This is a genomic window from Sporosarcina sp. P16b, from assembly GCF_002743065.1.
Taxonomy (GTDB): domain Bacteria; phylum Bacillota; class Bacilli; order Bacillales_A; family Planococcaceae; genus Sporosarcina.
Genome location: NZ_PDYO01000002.1, coordinates 499817 through 521678, shown reverse-complemented (window position 1 = coordinate 521678; position 21862 = coordinate 499817). Strand labels below are relative to the sequence as shown.

The window sequence follows — 21862 nt, the reverse complement described above, 5'->3', positions numbered from 1 at the left end:
ATTTTACTTTTAAGAAAATGATATAGTTATATATACGAATGGAAAGATATTTAAATGTAATGTAAAAGGAGAACGGACCCATATGACGAAAGAAGCCCATGTTGTTTCGAGTACTACTCAAAGCCGCTCAGCGTCTACCTTCTTCTCGGATATTAAATCATTAGTTAAAGGACCTGTACTCATCGCGAATATATTTCCGGTATTTACGGGGTTTTGGTTGGCACTATATTTTTCTGGCATGACACTCACGGGCAACTGGGGGGTGTTCCTGCTAACCATGATAGGTAGCACCTTGCTTGTCGCAGGTGCGCTTGTAATGAATAACTGGTTTGATTCTGATATTGATACGGTTATGGAAAGAACAAAGAACCGTCCGACTGTGACAGGCCATTTTGCTTTGAAAACCGTATTAAATATTGGTTTGATATTATCGGGAATTGGAATGTTATTATTATTATTCACTACATTAGAAGCGGCGATTTATGCATTTATCGGATGGTTTACGTATGTAATACCCTATACGATGTGGTCTAAACGTAAATACACATTGAATACAGTGATTGGCAGTGTGTCGGGAGCGGTTACCCCCCTCATAGGATGGGCGGCTATTATGCCAGCAGATCATATCGTACCGATAGTTTTGGTCGTTATACTATTTATTTGGCAAATGCCTCATACATTTGCGATTGCTATGAAGAAATATAAAGATTATAGTGCGGCTAATGTAGCGATGTTGCCTGTCGTTTATGGATTTAACATCACAAAACGTCAGATGCTAGTATATGTATTATGTTTATTGCCGTTACCGTTTTTATTAACGATGTTTGGCACTACATTCATTATAATCGCGACATTGATGAACCTTGGATATATTGCGGCTAGTATATACGGATTCTATGCAAAAGATGATTATAAATGGGCTAACTTGATGTTCTTGTACTCAGTCAATTACATGACGCTATTATTCGGCATGATGATTCTTTGGACTTTTTAATCAATACGAAAAAGACTTCCCTTCACGCGATGTGATAGAGAAGTCTTTTTTGTGCTAGAATTATTGAGGAGTTTGACAATTTAGGAATAAACAGTTCGTAATATACAGTGAAAGATGGATTTTAGGAGGGGTATGAATGAAGGAGCAAGTACAATTATTGAAGCCGAAACTAGATGAAGTGTTTGCGCATTTGCACAGTCATCCGGAAGTCAGTTGGAAGGAAACAAAAACCACAACTTACTTAAAGGAGTTTCTTCAGCGTGAAGGATTTAATGTAAAGTTATTCGACGGTATAACAGGTTTATCCGTTACGATCGGTGAAGGTAAGCCGGTAGTCGGGTTACGTGTAGATATAGATGCATTGTGGCAAGAAGTGGATGGTGTGTACCAAGCGAATCATTCATGCGGACATGATGGGCATATGACAATGGGAATTGGCGCATTGCTTATGGCGAAAGAACGCGGAATTCCCGAGAAAGGCACATTAAAAGTATTCTTCCAGCCCGCGGAAGAGAAGGGGAAAGGTGCGCTAGCTGTTTTGGAGCAGGGATTGATCGATGATATCGATTACTTATACGGCGTTCATGTAAGGGCAGCGGATGAAATGGCTGACGGTTACTCCTCGGCCTCATTACGTCACGGTGCGGCGAAAATGATTAGTGGAGCGATAAAGGGAACAGAAGCACATGGTGCAAGACCGCATCAAGGAAAGAATGCCATTGAGGTCGGGGCTACTTTGGTAGCAGGTTTACAGTCCATTCATTGTAATCCAATGGTTTCACATACAGCGAAGATGACGATGTTCCAAGCGGGAGGAGAATCTGCCAATATCATTCCCGGCAATGCTAAATTCAGTTTGGATTTACGGGCCCAGGAAAATGTGGTGATGGATGAATTATATAAACAGGTGGAACGTGTGATTCAAGCAGTAGAAAGACAATACGATGTAGAGATTAACTATGAAGTTATGGCAGAAATGGTCGCGGCGGAAGTAGATGCTGAAGCAGAAGATCTAATGTATCAGGCGATTGCTAAAGTGGTCGGTAAAGAGAAGACTACACGTACTGTTGTCACACCAGGCGGGGAGGATTTTCACTTCTATTCTGTAAAACGACCAACTGTCAAAAGTACAATGCTAGGTTTGGGATGCGGCTTAACGCCAGGACTCCACCATCCACAAATGACATTTAATCAAGACGCGTTGGCAACAGGAGTCGAAATTTTAACTACTGCCATCGAATTAACATTCCAATCTAAAAAATAGAAGGTGACAGTATGAGGAAGGATATAGAAGTCAGAAAAGTGACGACTATCGAAGACATTCATTCTATGCAAAAGCTTGAGAAGCAAATTTGGGGAATGGAACCAATCCCTGTCCATCAGACCATTACGGCAGTCAAAAATGGTGGGTTGATTGTTGGAGCGTTTCTAGAGGAGCGTATGGTCGGCTATTCCTATAGTTTCGCAGGCTATTCAGATGGCCAAATATATCTATGCTCCCATATGCTTGCGGTAGATGATGAATTTCAGATGAGAGGCATTGGTAAGCTGTTAAAAGAAGAACAACAACGTCTTGCCCGAGAAATGGGCTATCGATTAATCGTTTGGACATTCGATCCTCTTGAAAGTCGCAACGCCTATTTAAATACTTCAAAGTTATACGGTGTCTGTTACGACTATATAGTGGATTGTTATGGAAAGATGGACGATGGGTTAAACAAAGGGTTACCGACTGATCGTTTTCAAGTCGCATGGTGGATTGACAGTCCGCGTGTAATGGAGAAATGGCAACCTAATTTGCTATATAGCCGCCCCTTTTCAATTCGCTTGAGTGATGATCTATACCCAGCTATACTATTACCGGAAACGAATGAATGGATACAGGCGGAAGCGATAGAAGTGCCTGTTCCCAAACATATTCAATTGATCAAGCAACACAACTCGCAATTGGCCTGTGAATGGCGAATGAAGACGAGGAAAATATTTCAGCAACTGAGTGAGGCGGGATTCGCTTTAATCGATGTGTGGAGAACAGGAGAGTCTGTACAGTACTATCGATTCTGCAAGCGATCCATCATTCCGTTGCAAAATTAAAGGAGCTTATTCAATGAAAATCAACTCAATTACACTTCGTAGAATGAATATGACAATGAAACATCCGTTTACTACAAGCTTTGGTACGATTCAGCAAAAAGACTTTCTATTGGCAACTGTCACAGACGAGGACGGTCATGAGGGGTGGGGGGAATCTGTTGCTTTTACTGCGCCTTGGTATAGTGAAGAAACGACAGAGACGACGATTCACATGCTTCGTGATTTCCTGATTCCCGCAGTACTTGGCAAATCAATTACACACCCCGATGAGGTAAGTGACTTATTTGGACATATCCGCAAAAATAATATGGCGAAAGCGACGCTTGAAGGGGCGATATGGGATGTATATGCAAAGCATCACCATATGACGCTTGCTGAAGCACTTGGAGGGAAACGGCAACGAATTGAAGTGGGTATCAGTATTGGAATCGAAGAAAAAATTGAAGACTTATTGGCGAATATTAAAGGTTTTATAGATGAAGGATATAAGCGCATCAAAGTGAAAATCAAACCTGGTTATGACGTGGAAGTGATTCGCGTCATTCGAGAAGCCTACCCTCATGTACCGTTAATGGCGGATGCTAACTCAGCTTATACGTTAGACGATATAGAGTTGTTGAAAGAACTAGATCAGTTTAATTTGATGATGATTGAGCAACCGCTTGCTTCCGATGATATTGTCGATCATGCCAAATTGCAAAAACACATTCAGACACCGATCTGTCTAGATGAAAGCATTCATTCGTTGGAAGATACGCGTAAAGCTATCGAACTTGGTAGTTGTAAAATAATTAACGTAAAAATTGGTAGAGTAGGTGGCTTGACAGAGGCGAAGAAAATTCATGACTATTGTGCAGCGAAAGGTATCGATGTATGGTGTGGCGGCATGCTAGAATCGGGTATAGGCCGAGCGCATAACGTAGCGTTGACAACTTTACCTAATTTCACGCTCCCGGGCGATACAGCTGGGTCTTCACGCTACTGGGAACATGACATCATTACACCAGAAGTTGTGGCGCATGAAGGTTATATTACAGTCCCGTCAGAAGATGGAATTGGGTACATTCCCAATATGGAAGCATTGGACCGATTTACAGTGGACAAATGGGTGTTTTCGTCAGAATAAATATTCAACTATTGTTATTTAGTCATCATATGTGCTAGACTTTTAGTTAATCGAATATGTTTCCTTCGGGGCAGGGTGTAATTCCCTACCGACGGTGATGAGCTAGCAAGCTCTTAGTCCGTGACCCGGATGCTTTAAATAAGCGGAAGGTGGATTTGGTGAAACTCCAAAGCCGACAGTTAAAGTCTGGATGAGAGAAGGAACAGTGCGTATATACTACATGTAATGATTTTTTCATTATTGTTTATAACGTTTATTTAGTCATGGTTACAAGCCCCGCATAATCTTTTGCGGGGCTTTTTGTATGTAGAAATGTCACTAGAGGAATACCGTAAGCTGGAGTGTTGCTCAATGAATCAGAATTATATGGAAATGGCTTTGCAACTCGCAGAAAATGTGGCAGGTCAAACCTCTCCCAATCCACCAGTAGGTGCGGTCGTAGTAAAGGCAAACCGAATCATTGGAATGGGCGCACATTTACAAGCCGGAGAGCGCCATGCGGAACGAGTCGCACTTGATATGGCGGGAGCGAGTGCAAGGGATGCTGATTTGTATGTAACGCTTGAACCTTGTTCTCACACTGGTAAAACTTCGCCTTGTGCTGATGCCATCATTCAAGCGGGTATCCAGCATGTCTATGTTGCGACAACGGATCCCAATCCACTTGTAGCGGGTAAAGGTATTGCGAAACTTCGTGGAGCAGGAGTGGAAGTAACCGAATCTGTTTCAGTTGAACGCGCTAAAAAACTTTATCAACCATTTTTTCATTTTATTAGAACCAAAACACCTCATGTGACAATGAAAACAGCTATGACGATAGACGGTAAAATTGCGACTTCAAAAGGAGATAGTAAATGGGTGACGAGTGAGCAAGCGCGACTCGATGTCCATCAGCTTCGCCATACACAGGATGCAATTTTAGTAGGTGTACAAACACTTCTTCACGATAATCCTCTTCTTACCACCAGACTGCCCCTAGGTGGACGACATCCTATTCGAGTTATTTTAGATACATCATTACGAACACCGGAATCTAGTCAAGTTATTCAAAATGCAGAAGCACCGACGTGGATTTTTTGCGGGCAATACGCGGAGTTAACACGTGAAAAGTTACTTAGGAAACCGCATGTCCAGATCATCCGAATGCAAAAAGCCCAGTTGATTGTAGAAGATATTCTACTAGAACTAGGAAGACGTGGTGTTATGACGTTGCTTGTTGAAGGTGGAGCAGCTATTAATGCTTCATTTGTGAAAGCGCGTGCAGTGCAGAAAGTCATTAGCTATGTAGCACCCAAATTGCTTGGAGGGATTGGATCTTTGACACCAATTGGCGGACTGGATCCCCGATTGATGAATGAAGCGTTTCCCTTAACCTTTGAAAGTGTAGAGATGATTGGTCCAGACATTAAAATCATAGCGGTACCGAAAGAGGGTGATTGAATCATGTTTACAGGAATAATTGAAGAGATTGGTTCAGTTAAGCAAATACAACCAGGTGCTCAATCTATGACGGTTACGATAGCTGCATCCCTTGTTTTAACAGATGTGAGAATAGGGGATAGCATCGCAGTCAATGGTGTCTGTTTGACGGTAAAGAGTTTTACAAAAGATCAATTTGCAGCGGACGTCATGCCTGAAACCATTTCCTCTACTTCACTACGACAATTAGCGACGGGAGATCCTGTGAATTTGGAGCGGGCACTCGCGGCAAATGGTAGGTTTGGCGGACATTTTGTCACAGGGCACGTAGACGGAATAGCTACGATTCGTGACAAGCGAACAGTTGATAATGCATTATATATACGCTTGTCATTACCTCAAGGATATGACTCCTATCTGTTGCATAAAGGCTCTATCGCATTGGATGGTACTTCATTGACGATCTTTGAAGTGAAGGATACGGATATTACGATTTCGTTGATTCCACATTCACAAGAAATGACAGTCATCGCAAAAAAGCAAATAGGAGATATAGTCAACTTCGAATGCGATATGCTCGCTAAATATGTTGAGAATATGTTGCAAAAAAGACAAGTTGCAGGTCAAATGATGTCAAAAGACTTTTTACAACAACACGGATTTATGTGAAGGAGTGAATGAAGATGTTTCATACAATCGAAGAAGCATTAGAGGATTTACAACAAGGTAAAGTCGTCATCGTAGTCGATGATGAAGATCGAGAGAATGAAGGCGATTTCGTGGCACTAGCGGACAGTATTACGCCTGAAATCATCAACTTCATGGCAACGAAAGGTCGAGGCTTGATTTGTGTGCCGATAACAGAACAAAAAGCCGCCCAACTAGGATTACAGATGATGACCGATAATAATACGGATTCACATGGCACCGCGTTTACGATTAGTATCGATCATCGCTCTACACATACTGGGATCAGTGCATTTGAACGTGCGGATACAATCGTTAAAATGATGGACCTAAGTGCTACTGCGGGTGAATTCAAACGTCCTGGACATATATTTCCACTTGTAGCGAAGTCAGGCGGTGTATTAGAACGTACAGGACATACTGAAGCTGCGGTCGATTTAGCGCGACTGGCAGGCAGTGCTTCGGCGGGCGTAATTTGTGAAATCATGAGTGAAGACGGAACGATGGCGCGTGTGCCGGAATTACGTCAGATGGCTGAAGAGCTAGATCTGAAACTCATCACCATTCAAGACCTGATTCATTATCGTCTACAACGAGAGAAATTAGTTATACGTGAAGCAGAGATCAAGCTACCGACAGATTATGGCGAGTTCCGCATGATTGGCTATACTGAAACGATGACAGGAAAAGAACATGTTGCACTGGTAAAAGGAGACGTTACAACCGAAGAGCCGGTCTTAGTAAGAGTTCATTCGGAATGCTTGACAGGCGACGTCTTTGGATCATGCCGTTGTGACTGTGGTCCGCAACTGCAAGCTGCTCTCTCTCAAATTGAAGAAGAAGGGCGCGGTGTATTGTTGTATATGCGTCAAGAGGGCAGGGGAATAGGCCTAATCAATAAACTGAAAGCTTATGAACTGCAAGAACAAGGTTTTGATACGGTGGAAGCAAATGAAAAACTCGGATTTGCAGCTGATTTACGTGATTATGGTATCGGTGCACAAATTCTACAGAATCTTGGTATTACGCAAATGCGTTTGCTGACGAATAACCCAAAGAAAATTGCTGGCTTAAAGGGCTATGAATTGGAAGTTGTTGAACGCGTTGCGATTCAGCTACCATTCAATGAAGCGAACGAAAAGTACCTACACACAAAGGCAGAAAAACTTGGACATTTATTAACTTTATGAGGAGAGATGAAACATGGGTAATTTATTTGAAGGGCATTTAGTAGGCACGGGGTTAAAGGTAGGTATCGTCGTTGGACGATTCAACGAATTTATCACAGGGAAGTTACTGTCAGGTGCACAAGATGCGTTCAAACGTCACGGTGTAGATGAAGCCGATGTAGATATAGCGTGGGTGCCAGGTGCATTCGAAATTTCGTTAATTGCAAAGAAAATGGCAGATTCAAAAAAATATGATGCAGTCATTACATTAGGCACGGTCATCCGTGGAGCAACTCCTCATTTTGACTTTGTTTGTAATGAAGTGGCAAAAGGTGTTTCACAAGCAAGCATGCAATCGGGTATTCCGGTAATTTTCGGTGTACTAACAACGGATACGATTGAGCAATCGATCGAGCGTGCAGGGACTAAAGCAGGGAACAAAGGCTGGGACGCAGCAGTGTCTGCTATTGAGATGGCGAACCTTACGAAGCAGTTCGACTAATTAGTAATGGAGTTAAAAGAGGATGTCCCCGAAGTTACTTTACTTCATGGGACGTCCTCTCTTGTAATGTGTAATTCAAATTCAGGTGCAATGAAAGTGCATGCTCGTAACACTTCGTTTGTTCTTGCAAAGGATGCATAAAAGGGGAGACTTCGTGTGGCTATGTTCCCTCTGAAATGTAAATCCTCCTTCTACCACCATGCAAACTACTCAATTCTAAACTCTATGAATAAAAAAACTGTCTTAGAAACCGAATTGATTTCTAAGACAGTCCTACATTCATTATTTTACCGCTACTATGCCTAACTTTTCGCGTGCCTGTACAGTTGCAACCACCATATTCTTCAACGCTGCAACTGTTTCTTCACGCTTTCTCGTCTTCAAACCACAATCAGGATTGATCCAGAATTGAGAAGGCTCGAGCACTTCAAGACCTTTGTTAATAATCTCTGTCATCTCTTCTACTGCAGGAACGCGTGGGCTATGAATGTCATAGACACCTAGACCGATTCCTTTGTCATAATGATATTCATTGAAAGCCTCGACTAAGTCACCGTGACTACGTGACGTTTCAATGGAGATTACGTCTGCATCCAGCGCGCTAATCGCTTCAATAAAGTCATTGAAATCACAATAGCACATATGCGTATGAATTTGCGTTGTATCTTCGACTGATGCAGTAGATACGCGGAATGCATTAACGGCCCAGTCCAGATAGTGTTTCCATTCGGTTCTTTTCAATGGAAGACCTTCACGAAGTGCTGGCTCGTCCACTTGGATCATATGAATACCGGCTGCTTCAAGCGCTTCGATCTCCTTACGCAAAGCCAATGCAATTTGGTTTGTCACTTCTTCTCTAGACAAGTCATCACGAACGAATGACCAGTTTAAAATGGTTACAGGGCCCGTGAGCATTCCTTTTACTTCATGACCTGTAAGAGATTTTGCATAAATGGATTCTTCTACAGTCATTGGTTTAATAAACGCAACGTCTCCAAAGATAATTGGCGGCTTAACACAACGTGAGCCGTAGGATTGTACCCATGCTTTTTCAGTAAAGACAAATCCGTCAAGCTTTTCCCCGAAATACTCCACCATGTCTGTACGTTCGAATTCGCCGTGTACCAATACATCAAGTCCTAAGTCTTCTTGAATATCAATCCATTCTTTAATTTCAGCTTGAACGAAATCTTTATATTGTTGATTCGTAATTTCGCCTTTTCTCCATTTATTGCGTGTAGCCCGTACTTCCGGTGTTTGTGGGAAGCTACCGATGGTGGTAGTCGGAAGTAGTGGTAATTGGAATTTTTCCTGTTGTTTCACTTTGCGTTTTGCAAATGGAAGATTCCGCTTACTGTCTGATAGAAGACTTCCCGAAGTCGCTTCACGTACTTCTTTATTATTGCGAGCAGGAAGTGAATTAAATGCAGTCAATGCTGCTTCACTGTCATCCAATGCCTTAGAAACTTGTTCATATCCATGTTGTACTGCTAGTTGAATAGCTTTAATTTCTTCAATCTTCTCGTCGGCAAATGCTAACGCGTTCAAAATGGTTTTATCTAGTTTCTGTTCCGAGCGAGTCGTAACAGGTGAGTGGAGCAGGCTACATGAAGGTTGAATCCATAAATTATCAGCTGTAACATGCTGTTGAATTTTTTCAGTCAATGTAAGTTTTTCACGTAAATTGGAACGCCATACGTTGCGACCGTCTACAATTCCTGCCGCAAGTATTTTATCTTCTGGGAAACCATATTGCTTCAAGTTCTCTAGATTTCTTTCGCGTCCGTGGACGAAATCTAGTCCGATAGCCGCAACAGGTAAGGCGATCGTTTCTCTATAATGTTCAACTGAATCGAAGTATGTCTGTAGAAGAATATTCAGCCCGCTCAGATTTTTTGTCAGTTGTGAATAAATTTCTGTGACAGTCTTCATTTCATCTGAACTTATTGATGTACATAGAATCGGCTCGTCAATTTGGATCCATTGAACACCTTCATCCTGTAATTCTTGTAATACTTTTTGATAGAGGGGTATCAGTTGCAGGATAATGGATGGTACATCTTTATCCTCGTACCCTTTGGATAATTTTAGTAATGTATAGGGGCCTAGTAGAACAGGTTTACCTTCAATACCCAGTTCGCTCTTGGCTTCACGATAAGCAGCTAGAGGCTTGTTTTCCGTTAGTTCAAAACGCCGGCCTTCGTATTCAGGCACGATATAGTGATAGTTTGTATTGAACCATTTTGTCATTTCGGAGGCAACCGCCTCATCATTACCGCGGGCCATCGAAAAGTATGTGGAAGTGGATACTTGTCCACCTTTCCAGTTATAGCGTGAAGGAATGATTCCGAACATGGCTGACGTATCCAGTACGCGATCATACAATGTGAAGTCGCCCACAGCAATCCAATCAACCCCAGCATCTTGCTGTTTCTTCAAATTTGCCAAGCGAATCTCTTTCGTTGTTTGAAGAAGCTCATCTTCCGAGATCTTCTTTGACCAAAATGCCTCAAGTACACGTTTCCACTCACGATTTTCACCTATTACGGGGTAGCCCGTTATACTGCTTTTTACCATAGATAATTTCCCCCTTGATTTTTTTCAATAAAAAAAACATCTCTAGGGGAAATGTTAGAATTGCGAGTACGTATAAAATAACATGCTACTTATAAGCATGCGATGATACACTGCGACTGTCTAACACTTCCCTATTCACCGTAGGATTAGCGTCATGAAAAATAGGCAGGTGTCTGGCTGGACGCATTAGCGTCTTCACAGTGGCGGGACCGCTCCAAGAAAAGGATTCCCTTTTAAGAAATGAAAGTATTTTCATTCCACCTACTTTTCAAACTATTCAATTCAGATGATTGTCTCTAAAGCTATCACATGCAAAATAGTGTGTCAACTTACTATTAGAATTTAGTGATGAGAGCTAAAGAACAACTAACGATATGGAAGTATAATACGAAATGATAAAACAACATATTACGCCGACTGTTATATAACTGTTACGAGTAGGTTGTCTCGAAGACGAATAACTATGATGTGAAAATTTTCACAATTCAGTTGAAAGTAAACTAGACTTTAGGTATGATATGTACTAACACGTCTTCATGTGAAGAGATCATTTGTCTTTATTGAGTCGATTTTTGATCGACGGGCTATGGGGTGTTGCCGGATAATGGATAATGATGGGTGTTCATCGCTATATGTTATACAACAGTGTAGCGGAAAAATTTTAAGGGGTGGCTTTTATCCATGACAAACTATGAACAAGTAGGTAAATTGCAAGTCGCAACAGAACTATATAACTTCGTAAAAGAAGAAGTTCTTCCGGGCTTAGAAATTCAAAATGATCAATTTTGGACAAACTTTGATTCGCTCATTCATGAACTTGCTCCTGAAAACAAAGCACTATTAGAAAAACGTGATGAATTACAAAAGACCATTAGCGAATGGCATCAAAATAATAAAGGCGAAATTGATTTCGTTAAATATAAAGAGTTTTTACAAGAAATTGGCTACTTAGAGCCAGTTCCCGAAGATTTCAAAGTGACAACAGCTAATGTTGATCATGAAATCGCAAACCAAGCCGGTTCACAATTGGTAGTGCCAATTGATAATGCTCGTTATGCATTAAATGCAGCGAATGCACGATGGGGAAGTTTATACGATGCCCTATACGGATCTGATGTTATCAGTAATGAAGCGGGTGCTGAAGCTGGTGTTGAATACAATCCGATTCGTGGACAGAAAGTAATTGATTTCGCGAAAAACTTGCTAGATCAAGCGGCGCCTTTAGCTGAAGGTTCACATGCAGATGTAACTGCTTATAAAATTGTAGAAGGCAAACTTGAAGTAACGCTTGAGAGCGGTAACACGACTCAATTGCAAGATGAGTCCAAGTTCGTTGGATATAATGGTTCCAAAGATGCACCGACTGCAGTATTGTTGGTGAATAATGGATTGCATATCGAAATCGCTATTGACAAGAACGACCCAATTGGTAAAAGCGATAAGGCGGGTGTGAAAGATCTTGTAATTGAAGCAGCACTCTCTACGTTAATGGACTGTGAAGACTCTATTGCCGCAGTTGATGCTGAAGATAAAGTGGGCGTATACCGTAACTGGCTTGGTTTAATGAAGGGTGACTTGGAATCTACATTCAAACGAGGTAGTAAAACAGTTACTAGAAAATTGAATGCTGACCGTACGTATATAGGTGTAGACGGCAAAGAGTTGACACTGCGTGGTCGTTCATTAATGTTCGTACGTAATGTAGGTCATTTAATGACGAATAATGCAATTCTTGATGAAAATGGCAATGAAGTACCTGAAGGAATCTTAGACGGTGTTCTTACATCTTTAATTGCTACGCATAACTTTAAAGAAAATGTAGCGTTTAAAAACTCGCTTCATAATTCTATTTATATCGTAAAGCCGAAAATGCATAGTCCAGAAGAGGCGGCATTTGCGAACAAATTATTTAATCGTATTGAAGATCTGCTAGGTGTTGAGCGCCATACAATTAAAATCGGTGTAATGGACGAAGAGCGTAGAATGTCACTGAATCTGAAATCCGCAATCAATGAAGTGAAAGAACGTATTGCATTCATCAATACAGGATTCCTTGACCGTACAGGTGACGAAATCCATACGTCTATGGAAGCTGGTCCGGTCATTAGAAAAGCTGATATGAAGGCATCCGAATGGCTATCTTCTTATGAAGCTGCAAACGTTGCAGTGGGAATCCGGGCGGGTCTACCTGGACATGCGCAAATTGGTAAAGGAATGTGGGCTATGCCTGACTTAATGGCTGCAATGCTTGAACAGAAAATTGCACATCCAAAAGCAGGAGCGAGCACTGCGTGGGTTCCATCTCCAACAGCTGCAATTTTACATGCATTGCACTACCATGAAGTAAATGTTAAAGAAGTACAGGCTGGAATTGACAGTTCGATCGATTATCGTGATGGTATCCTTACTGTTCCATTGGCACCTAATACGGATTGGTCTGCTGAAGAAGTACAATCGGAGCTGGATAACAATGCACAAGGGATCCTGGGCTATGTTGTTCGCTGGATTGACCAAGGTGTAGGATGTTCAACGGTTCCCGATATTAATGATGTCGGATTAATGGAAGATCGTGCAACATTGCGTATTTCCAGCCAGCACATTGCCAACTGGTTACGTCATGGTGTTTGTACGAAAGAGCAAGTACAAGAAACTTTGGAGCGTATGGCAATAGTAGTGGATCAGCAGAACGCTGATGACGAGTTATATCAGCCGATGGCACCGAACTATGATGATTCCATCGCATTCCAAGCAGCTTCTGACCTTATCTTTAAAGGGGCGGAACAGCCAAGCGGATATACAGAGCCAATTTTGCATGCTCGTCGTATTGAAGCAAAAGCGAAAGCAAAACAAAAAGCAGCAGTTCAAAACTAATAACCATTCCAAACCGTCTCTCTTTCATTGATGAAAGGGAGACGGTTTTTTACTTAATAATCAGAAATAGATATTTTTCTAATAAATCTGTTAATATGCTATACTTACAGGAATGTTGGAAAAGGGGATGACTATATTATGTTGCAAACCGATCAAACAGTTTTTGTTTTAGTAGATGTACAAGGAAAACTCGCACAAATCGTCAATGAAAGTCAGGAACTACATGATAACTTGGAGAAGTTGATTAAAGGATTACAAGTATTGGATATTCCTATTCTATGGCTCGAACAATACCCAGATGGTCTAGGGCCGACTTCTGAATCGTTATCGAACTTGCTTGAAGGACAACACCCCATTTCAAAAATGACATTCAGTGCAATGGGCAACGAAGAATTTGTTAAACAACTCAATGAGTTGGGTAGGAAGCAAGTGTTGATTGCAGGAATTGAAACGCATATTTGCGTCTATATGACAGCGGCTGATCTTGTGAGGCAAGGTTACGAAGTAGAAGTGGTAGTGGATGCAGTTACTTCCAGAACAGAAGCTAATAAAATGATCGGCTTACAAAAGATGAAACATCTTGGAGTCTCAGGCACTTGTGTAGAAACAGCGTTATATGAGTTGTTAGGTGAGGCAGGGACTGATGAATTTAAGCAGGTTTTAAAAGTAATTAAGTAGAACATTCATCAAATAGAAAAAGCGAAATGCCTGAGATTTGGCATTTCGCTTTTTCTTACTCCCATTGTTCTCGCTGTAAATCTTCCGCAATGAGTTGTAGATCATCCGCGGTAATCGATAATAATTCATAGGCGGTATTTTCAGCTAGTTGCACTGCCATTTTTTTAAGAAACTTCGGTGACCCTTCATTTTCTTCATCATATAGAAGTAACAAAGCATCCGAATTTCGAAGTAGAAACTTATTCTTCTCTACAAATTGCCAAGGTGCTTCATAAGGTTTGTTTGTCAAACTCACTGTGTAATCCGCAAGTGATATGATTTGTTCATATGTCTCTTGTTTTATTTCATTCCAGTTCGATTGTTGATCGAGAAATGGTGTAATGACCGCGTATTGTAAATTTGGATAATCTTCTTGCAAGTCCCACACGCATTCAATAACCCACGTTTCAACTCCAAGCTGTCCACTGACTATAACCCATTCGAGTCCTTGATCTAGGAGAACTAGCAATTGATCTGTCAATGCCTTCTTGATGATAGGTATGCCTTTATGGTCTTCATTAAAGATTCCTAATTCATGGGCTTTATACCCGCTCACGAGTAAACGTTTAATCATTGTTGTCCACTAATTGCGGCTTGTGCAAGCTTTGTAATTGTCATGTCATCCATCGGTGGATTGTGAAGTCCGGCCCGCACATCGCGATAATATCGCTGGAGGGGATTCGACAATTCCAAACTTTTAGCGCCTACAATGCGCATGGCTAAGTTAACAATTTCTATCGCACTATTCGTTACAATCGATTTCGCTACCCCGAGTTCATTTTGTAAATGAACTCGACGTGCACGGTCATCGTAAATTCTCGCGATATCATAAAGTAAGTGGCGTGCTTTAATCAGCTCTAAGTCCATCTTCCCGATTTGTGTTTGGATACTGAAAAGGGAAGCAATGGGTTCATTAAGGCTATTTGGCTGATAAGTGGCTGCAAAGTGCACCGCGTAATCACGTGCCGCTTGGGCAATTCCCATGTAACATGCGGGAATATGAAGAAGCCAGCCGTTTTGGTTGTTACCACGTGGTGCCTCATTCACTTCTACCAACTGATCATCCGTTGCTTCCACTTGATTTAGCACAAGTGTCTGGCTTTCCGTACCGCGCATGGAAATCATATGCCAAGTATCTCTGATGGAAAGGCCGGCCGTGTCACTTGGCAACAAGAAAAAACCTGTTTTTTGTTTTTCTTCAATCCAAACAGATACGAGAATATGGGTAAGGGCAGGCGCCATAGTCGTAAATGTCTTTTCACCTGAAATCACCCAACCATTCTCTGTGCGGACAGCAGTTGTTTGTGGTCGGCCGCCACGTGTAGGGCTACCGGTCTGTGCTTCGGTAACGGAACGATTCACAAGGGCACCTTGTTGGATCGCTTCACTAAACTGGGCTAACTGTTCTTCCGTCCATTTCCGGCTCTCATACAGTTCACCAACGACTCCTTGATGCCAGCCAATAGCAAGAGCGGTAGCACTATCAAAACGAGCGATGGTCTCCTGAAAGAGCACCATGTCAGTCACTGTGATACCCGCACCTCCTAATTCTTTAGGTAAGGTTAGCGTCGTATAGCCCATTTTCACGAGTTTTTCTATATTCTCTTTTGGAAACTTTGAGAGCTCATCAGATTGTTCTGAAAAGCTGCTGAAAAACGGACCTGCCTCAGTCAATTGATTGACCCATCGGCGTTGAAAGTCCGTTGTGATAAAAAGTTCTGTTGACACGAGTAACACATCCTAACCACTTCATTCTTGTACTACTTTTCACTGCTGGCTTAATGTCAATTTATATATAAACGCAAAATTGCCTTGAGTGCTTCTCTCAAGAGTCATGAAATTCTAGTATACTAGAAAAACGAAATAAATACCATCCTGACGAAAGAAAAAAACTCATGTCAAACTCTGTCAGATTTCACAATATAACTAAGAGAATAGTATAACTATTCGCAGTCACAATAGGAATTTCAAGTTTAGTCGAAACTCCTATGTGTGATTTTTTCATAAAAAAATTCCGTTTTATAAATTAAGGACCTTGGAATCAATTGTTGTCCGATTGTAAAAGTATAAAGACATATTAGTAATTGTTTTTATAGTAGTGAAATGTATATAAATAACTAGAAAATATCAAATGGATGAAAACAAACGATAATATATGCTATATTTTTTTAATTTGGCAGAAACTTTAAATTACTCTATGCGAATATGAATATTGTAGGGTATAATTGGCATTGCATACCAAATGTATACGAAGGTTGAAAATTGAATAGGGGAGAATGTTGAAGATGAAATTCACAGTTGGAAAAAAGTTATGGATTGGATTTATGAGTCTAGTCATCATTATCATTATTATTGGATTAATAGGGTTCTTAGCACTGAAGAATATTAACGAAAAGTATTCATTTTTAATTAACGATCGGATGCATAAAGTCATTTTGTTAGAGCGACAGCAAAACGATCAAAATAACTTAACTAAAAATATTAGGGGATATATGTTATATGGCTCGGAAACTTACATAAAAGAATTAGAAGAAACCCAATCTCGTATTGAAAATAACTTAACTGAATTGGAGAAAATCCTGAAGAATAACACTATGCGAAATGCATTGGTATCCATTCGGGAAGCTAGCAAAGAATACGATAAGGTACTACTATCCATTATAGAAGAGAAACGTGCAGGAAATGATGAACAAGCGCTTGTTATTGGAACGAATGGAGTAGGTTTTCAAATAACGATTTCCGATACTATCAATCAAATGATTGATTACCAAAGACAACAACAAGAACAGTTGGAAAAGGAAGTGGCGAGTTATACAAATAGCGCTATTTCATTGATGACAATCTTAATTGCACTAGGGATCATAGGCAGTGTAGTGGTCACGATGATTATCACTCGTTTGATAAGCCGCCCGGTTGGCACAATGACAACTGCACTAGCTGAAGTGTCGGCAGGGAACTTTGCCATAGAAGAAGTGAAGATAAAAAATAATGATGAAATTGGCGATATGGCTATTACGCTAAATGAAATGGTTGCTGATTTACGTGGTATTATTGATCGAGCGAAAAATTCCGCTTTGCATTTAGCAGCACAATCAGAAGAATTGTCTGCAAGTGCAGAAGAGAGTTTGGCCGCTTCTGAAATGGTAGCAGAAATTTCGGAAAAGAACTTACAGACGAGTGAGATGCAAACGACTATTGTCAATCAATCTACTAGCTCAATGGAGGAAATGTTAACCGCCATTGATGTCATTACACAAGATAATGAGGACATGTTGAATTCATCAGATGATGTAGCGCAATTGGTAAAGCAAGGCTCTGCTTTAATGGGAGAAACGACCGATCAGATGACGAACATTAGTAAGACCATTGGCGATTCCATGGAAACGATTAATAAAATGTCCGAACACACTGAAAGCATTCGTGGCGTCACATCGATGATAGCGGCAATTGCCGAACAAACTAATTTACTTGCACTTAATGCGGCTATTGAAGCGGCGCGTGCAGGAGAACACGGTAAAGGCTTTGCTGTCGTAGCGGAAGAAGTGCGAAATTTGGCGGAACAATCCAAGCAATCTACGCAAGAAATTGGTCGAATGATAGATACGATCATTCATGATGTAGAAACAGTGGTGACGAGCACGAATGAAGGTAGAAAACGTGTGGCTGAAGGATTATTGTCAACAGAGAAAACAAATGCCGTCTTCTTGGACATCGAGCATGCAACATCAGACGTTAGTGAAAAAGTTTCTACAGTATCATCAGCAATCGAAGAAATTCGTGCGATGACAGATGAAGTAACAGAAGGAGCTAAACGCGTAGAAGAATTGGCAGTTCAAGCAGCGGCAGAAGCGGAATCCACTAGTGCTGCAACAGAAGAACAGTTAGCAGCCAATCAGGAAATCACATCCAGTTCACAAACATTGGCCGAACTTGCAGAACAACTTCAAAATGATATGTCACGATTTAAAGTGTAGAAAATCCAAAAAGAGTTGATTGCGCAGTTGGCAATCAACTCTTTTTTAATGGGAAATGCGCGATGGCCTCATAGGAGGGAGTTGCTTTAGGGTGAATCTTAAATAGGGTAAAACCCTCTATTATGATGGGAACAGGTTCAATAGACTTTTTTTCTAATTGCATTTTATCTGTAGTCTTCCGTTTTTTAGCTATCGTGATGTGTGGAACGAAGCGAGTATCTCTTTCCAAGTCAAGTATATCCTCTGTACGTCTAGTGATTTGCTTTTGTAGTTCGCGTAAAGACTCGGAATCCTGAACTGCTAGAAAAACAACACGTGGTCCACTTGCAGATCCGAAAAATGATAGACCTTTTACGTACACCGTGAATTCTGTATGCGATTTGGCGATTTTTTGTAGACAGGATTTCAGCCAGGGGAGTTTGGTGTCATCAAGCTCTCCAATATAGCGAAGGGTCAAATGCAAATCCTTATCATGTGGAATTACTTTGTACTTCTCGTTCAATTGATATTCTGTGCGAAATTGTTGTGCTATATCATCGACAGGATGAGCAATAGAGATGCCGATAAAATAATGTTGTACCAATTCCAGCTCACCTCCTATTCAATAGGTTCCCTCACTCCCTGAAATATATGCATACTAGCATAAAAAATCTGCGTATGGCTTGCAGTTTAGGTAACCCACTAACAAAACACATAAGTAATGTGTATAATAAGAGGGAGATATAACTGAATTATTACAATTGCAAAGGGGATGTCACGATGATTAAAACGTTGATTTTTGATCTGGATGATACATTGATATGGGATGCCAAGAGTATTTCCATGGCTTTTCAAAAAACTTGTGAGTATGCAACAAAGAAAACAGGGGTCAATCCAGTAGAACTTGAGCATGCAGTGCGCCAGGAAGCAAGAGATTTGTATGCTACATATGAAACATTTCCACATACTCAAAATATCGGAATTAATCCTTTTGAAGGATTATGGGGTGTCTTTGACGACGAAGGGGAAGAGTTTCAGAAAATGAAAGAGGTTATTCCAGGTTACCAAAAGGAAGCATGGGTTAAAGGGTTGAAGAAACTAGGGATTGATGATGAAACATTTGGTAGGGAATTAGCTGATGTATTTCCAAGAGAGCGTAAGAATCATCCATATATATATGAAGAGACGTTTGAAGTGTTAGATAAATTGAAGGACAACTATCAGTTAATCCTTTTGACAAACGGTTCACCAAGTTTACAACAGATTAAACTGACGATCTCACCAGAGATACCTGGTTACTTTGATAATATTATCGTTTCTGGTGCATTTGGTAAAGGAAAGCCTGATGCTTCTATATTCAAGCATGTTCTTGAGTTAAGTGGGGTTCAAGCAGATGAAGCGTTGATGATTGGTGATAACTTGATGACGGACATTTTGGGTTCAAGTCGTGTCGGTATGCGTAATGTATGGATTAATCGTGAAAATAAGTTACAGAATGAAGAAGTGAAACCTACGTATGAAATCGATAATTTACATGGTCTTTTTCCTATACTGGTCACATTAGAAAACCGATGAGTTGATCTCATCGGTTTTGATCCTTGTCCACTCATGTTTCACTGTTTGTACAGCAAGGAGGTATATCATGCTGGAATATATCATGGTGTTTTTGGGAGCGGCCATTCCATGTATCGAAATTATGATTGTCATTCCGTTAGGTATTATTCGGGGTCTATCGCCTATATGGGTGATAGTTCTTTCATTTGCTGGCAATATGGCAACAGTTCTTCTATTGATTGTTGGTTTCCAAAATATTAAAGAATGGATAGCACGTAGAAAGCGAAAGAAGGGGAATAGCGGTTCGAAACGCCAACGACGTGCAGAAAAAATTATGAATACATACGGATTGCCGGTTTTAGCACTTGCTGGTCCAATATTGATTGGAACCCATATCGCGGCCTTTATCGGCCTCGTATTAGGCGCCAAGAAAGTGAATACGGCAATTTGGTCTGCGATCAGTATTGCGCTATGGTGTGTAGTGTTCGGAATGCTAACGGTTATGGGATTTGATTTTTTTGTCGATCGTACATAAAAAATCCAGCTGAAATTTACTTCTCAGCTGGATTTTCATATTTTTATAAATCGATTGCTTTTGCATCGTTTATATTTTGAACTTCTTTGATACGTTTGATAGAAGTTGACTCGACGTGGTTGTCAACAGCTAACATCATAATAGCATATCCGCCTTCAGTGGAACGTCCTACTTGCATCGCTGCAATATTGATATTCTCTTCTGCTAGAAGTGTACCTACGCGACCGATTGCACCAGGCTGGTCCATGTGTCGGATAAATAGTAAGTGACCGCTTGGAATCACATCTACTACATAATCGTCCACTTTTACAATGCGTGCTCCAAGGCCGTTTAGAAGTGTACCTGCAACTTTGCGAATACCTTTTTCAGTAACGATTTCTACTGAGATTAAGTTCAAGAAGCCTTTACCAGTAGTTGTTTTTTGCTCATTCACTTTGATGCCATAACGATCAGCCAATAACTTCGCGTTTACATCATTAACTGTTTCTCCGAGATTACGCTTCAAAATACCTTTGACTGTGTTACGTGTTAATGCGCGCACATCGTAGTTTGCCAATTCACCAGCATATTGAATATTGATTTCATGGATAACCGAGTTCTGAATTTGGGATAAGAACATACCCAACTTCTCTGTAAGATCGAAGAATGGTTCGATTTTTGCCAATACATCACGGGAAACAGATGGCAAGTTTACTGGGTTACGAACCGAACCAATTGTCAAGAAGTTTACTACGTCACGGCTTACGTCAACTGCAACCGATTCTTGTGCTTCGAATGTACTTGCACCCAAGTGTGGAGTTGCTATTACTTCAGGTAATGTCAATAATTTGTGGTCAAGGAATGGTTCTTCTTCGAACACATCCAGTGCCGCGCCCGCCACTTTACCAGCAACAATTGCATCGTATAAAGCATCTTCATCAATGATTCCACCGCGTGCACAGTTGATAATTTGTACGCCGTCTTTCATTTTCTCGAATGCTTCTTTGTTGATCATTCTACGTGTTTCTTTAAGTAAAGGCGTATGAACTGTAATGAAATCAGCTACTTCAAGCACTTCATCTACAGTTCCAATTTCTATGCCCAATTTTTTCGCGATATCTTCCGTTAAGTAGGGGTCATACGCCACTACATTCATACGTTGTCCTCTTGCACGTCTTGCAACTTCAGCCCCGATGCGGCCAAGTCCAATAATTCCCAAAGTTTTGTCTTTCAATTCCACGCCAAGGAATGATTTTCTATCCCATTTATTGTTTTTTAACGAGTTGAAAGCTTGAGGGATTTTGCGTGCCATGGACATCATCATTGCAACTGTGTGCTCGGCTGCAGAGTTTGTATTGCCATCCGGCGCATTCACAACGATAATTCCTTTTTCGGTAGCTGCGTCCAAATCGATATTATCGACTCCTACACCTGCACGACCAATGATCTTTAATTGATCAGCTGCTTCCAACAATTCTTTTGTAACTGTTGTCTGACTGCGTACTAGTAATGCATCGAAATCCTTAATACGTTCTTTCAGCTGATCTGGTGTCAGGTCCGTCTCCATTACTATTTCAAAACCTTCTGCCTGTCGTAATGGGAAAATTCCGTCTTCGCTAAGTGGATCACTAATAAGTATTTTAAAAGCCATGATATTCATTCTCTCCTTCAATTGTTTGTAGTGG

Annotated in this window: 18 protein-coding genes and 2 riboswitches; of the genes, 13 read left to right on the top strand and 5 right to left on the bottom strand. The window is 40.9% G+C overall.

All coding sequences use genetic code 11. The features are described from left to right. The first annotated feature begins 82 nt into the window (after positions 1 to 82). The 8 genes from cyoE (at position 83) to ribH (ending at position 7991) form a co-directional block, all read left to right on the top strand. Positions 83 to 994, top strand: a complete 912-nt coding sequence (gene cyoE / locus CSV77_RS05620; RefSeq protein WP_099631416.1) for a heme o synthase — start codon at positions 83 to 85, stop codon at positions 992 to 994. 136 nt (positions 995 to 1130) lie between these two features. After that, the gene (locus CSV77_RS05615) at positions 1131 to 2258 is read left to right on the top strand and encodes a M20 peptidase aminoacylase family protein (protein ID WP_099672607.1); all 1128 of its coding nucleotides are present in this window, start codon (positions 1131 to 1133) and stop codon (positions 2256 to 2258) included. A gap of 11 nt (positions 2259 to 2269) precedes the next feature. Next, a complete protein-coding gene (locus tag CSV77_RS05610) occupies positions 2270 to 3088 on the top strand; it encodes a GNAT family N-acetyltransferase (RefSeq protein WP_099672606.1) in 819 nt (272 codons plus the stop codon). Between the two features lie 13 nt (positions 3089 to 3101). After that, positions 3102 to 4214: an o-succinylbenzoate synthase gene (menC, locus tag CSV77_RS05605; RefSeq protein ID WP_099672605.1), complete on the top strand. Its 1113-nt coding sequence runs from the start codon at positions 3102 to 3104 to the stop codon at positions 4212 to 4214. Between the two features lie 57 nt (positions 4215 to 4271). Then, positions 4272 to 4420, top strand: a riboswitch (FMN riboswitch). 145 nt (positions 4421 to 4565) lie between these two features. After that, positions 4566 to 5654, top strand: coding sequence for a bifunctional diaminohydroxyphosphoribosylaminopyrimidine deaminase/5-amino-6-(5-phosphoribosylamino)uracil reductase RibD (ribD, locus tag CSV77_RS05600; protein WP_099672604.1), 1089 nt, complete (start codon positions 4566 to 4568; stop codon positions 5652 to 5654). A gap of 3 nt (positions 5655 to 5657) precedes the next feature. After that, on the top strand, positions 5658 to 6302 hold the full coding sequence (gene ribE, locus CSV77_RS05595; protein ID WP_099672603.1) for a riboflavin synthase: 645 nt from the start codon (positions 5658 to 5660) through the stop codon (positions 6300 to 6302). A 14-nt stretch (positions 6303 to 6316) separates the two neighbouring features. Beyond that, positions 6317 to 7510, top strand: a complete 1194-nt coding sequence (locus CSV77_RS05590; protein WP_099672602.1) for a bifunctional 3,4-dihydroxy-2-butanone-4-phosphate synthase/GTP cyclohydrolase II — start codon at positions 6317 to 6319, stop codon at positions 7508 to 7510. Between the two features lie 13 nt (positions 7511 to 7523). Next, entirely contained in the window at positions 7524 to 7991 is a 468-nt protein-coding gene (gene ribH, locus CSV77_RS05585; RefSeq protein ID WP_099631423.1) for a 6,7-dimethyl-8-ribityllumazine synthase, read from the top strand. Positions 7992 to 8273: 282 nt separating this feature from the next. On the opposite strand, the gene metE is transcribed toward ribH, so the two are convergent. Next, the gene (gene metE, locus CSV77_RS05580) at positions 8274 to 10568 is read right to left on the bottom strand and encodes a 5-methyltetrahydropteroyltriglutamate--homocysteine S-methyltransferase (protein WP_099672601.1); all 2295 of its coding nucleotides are present in this window, start codon (positions 10566 to 10568) and stop codon (positions 8274 to 8276) included. A 147-nt stretch (positions 10569 to 10715) separates the two neighbouring features. Next, positions 10716 to 10848, bottom strand: a riboswitch (cobalamin riboswitch). A 401-nt stretch (positions 10849 to 11249) separates the two neighbouring features. On the opposite strand from metE, the gene CSV77_RS05575 reads away from it, so the two are divergent. Beyond that, entirely contained in the window at positions 11250 to 13439 is a 2190-nt protein-coding gene (locus CSV77_RS05575; protein ID WP_099672600.1) for a malate synthase G, read from the top strand. Between the two features lie 138 nt (positions 13440 to 13577). Then, positions 13578 to 14117 carry a hydrolase gene (locus CSV77_RS05570; RefSeq protein ID WP_099672599.1) on the top strand — a complete coding sequence of 180 codons (540 nt, stop codon included), beginning with the start codon at positions 13578 to 13580 and terminating at the stop codon, positions 14115 to 14117. 55 nt (positions 14118 to 14172) lie between these two features. Here CSV77_RS05570 and CSV77_RS05565 read toward each other — a convergent pair whose 3' ends face one another. Both CSV77_RS05565 and CSV77_RS05560 read right to left on the bottom strand, forming a co-directional pair. Beyond that, complete coding sequence (locus tag CSV77_RS05565) at positions 14173 to 14730, bottom strand: SLOG family protein (RefSeq protein WP_099672598.1); 558 nt, start codon at positions 14728 to 14730, stop codon at positions 14173 to 14175. Beyond that, positions 14727 to 15884: an acyl-CoA dehydrogenase family protein gene (locus CSV77_RS05560; RefSeq protein ID WP_199175265.1), complete on the bottom strand. Its 1158-nt coding sequence runs from the start codon at positions 15882 to 15884 to the stop codon at positions 14727 to 14729. Before CSV77_RS05560 ends, CSV77_RS05565 begins: the two co-directional genes overlap by 4 nt. A 557-nt stretch (positions 15885 to 16441) precedes the next feature. Here CSV77_RS05560 and CSV77_RS05555 point away from each other — a divergent pair. Beyond that, positions 16442 to 18130 carry a methyl-accepting chemotaxis protein gene (locus CSV77_RS05555; protein WP_158232025.1) on the top strand — a complete coding sequence of 563 codons (1689 nt, stop codon included), beginning with the start codon at positions 16442 to 16444 and terminating at the stop codon, positions 18128 to 18130. 34 nt (positions 18131 to 18164) lie between these two features. On the opposite strand, the gene thpR is transcribed toward CSV77_RS05555, so the two are convergent. Further along, positions 18165 to 18713: an RNA 2',3'-cyclic phosphodiesterase gene (gene thpR, locus CSV77_RS05550; protein ID WP_158231550.1), complete on the bottom strand. Its 549-nt coding sequence runs from the start codon at positions 18711 to 18713 to the stop codon at positions 18165 to 18167. Between the two features lie 176 nt (positions 18714 to 18889). Here thpR and CSV77_RS05545 point away from each other — a divergent pair, with 176 nt between their 5' ends. Next, positions 18890 to 19684, top strand: a complete 795-nt coding sequence (locus tag CSV77_RS05545) for an HAD family hydrolase (protein ID WP_099672596.1) — start codon at positions 18890 to 18892, stop codon at positions 19682 to 19684. Positions 19685 to 19751: 67 nt separating this feature from the next. Next, entirely contained in the window at positions 19752 to 20198 is a 447-nt protein-coding gene (locus CSV77_RS05540; protein ID WP_099672595.1) for a small multi-drug export protein, read from the top strand. 43 nt (positions 20199 to 20241) lie between these two features. Here CSV77_RS05540 and serA read toward each other — a convergent pair whose 3' ends face one another. Further along, a complete protein-coding gene (gene serA / locus CSV77_RS05535) occupies positions 20242 to 21828 on the bottom strand; it encodes a phosphoglycerate dehydrogenase (RefSeq protein ID WP_099672594.1) in 1587 nt (528 codons plus the stop codon). Between the last annotated feature and the right edge of the window lie 34 nt (positions 21829 to 21862).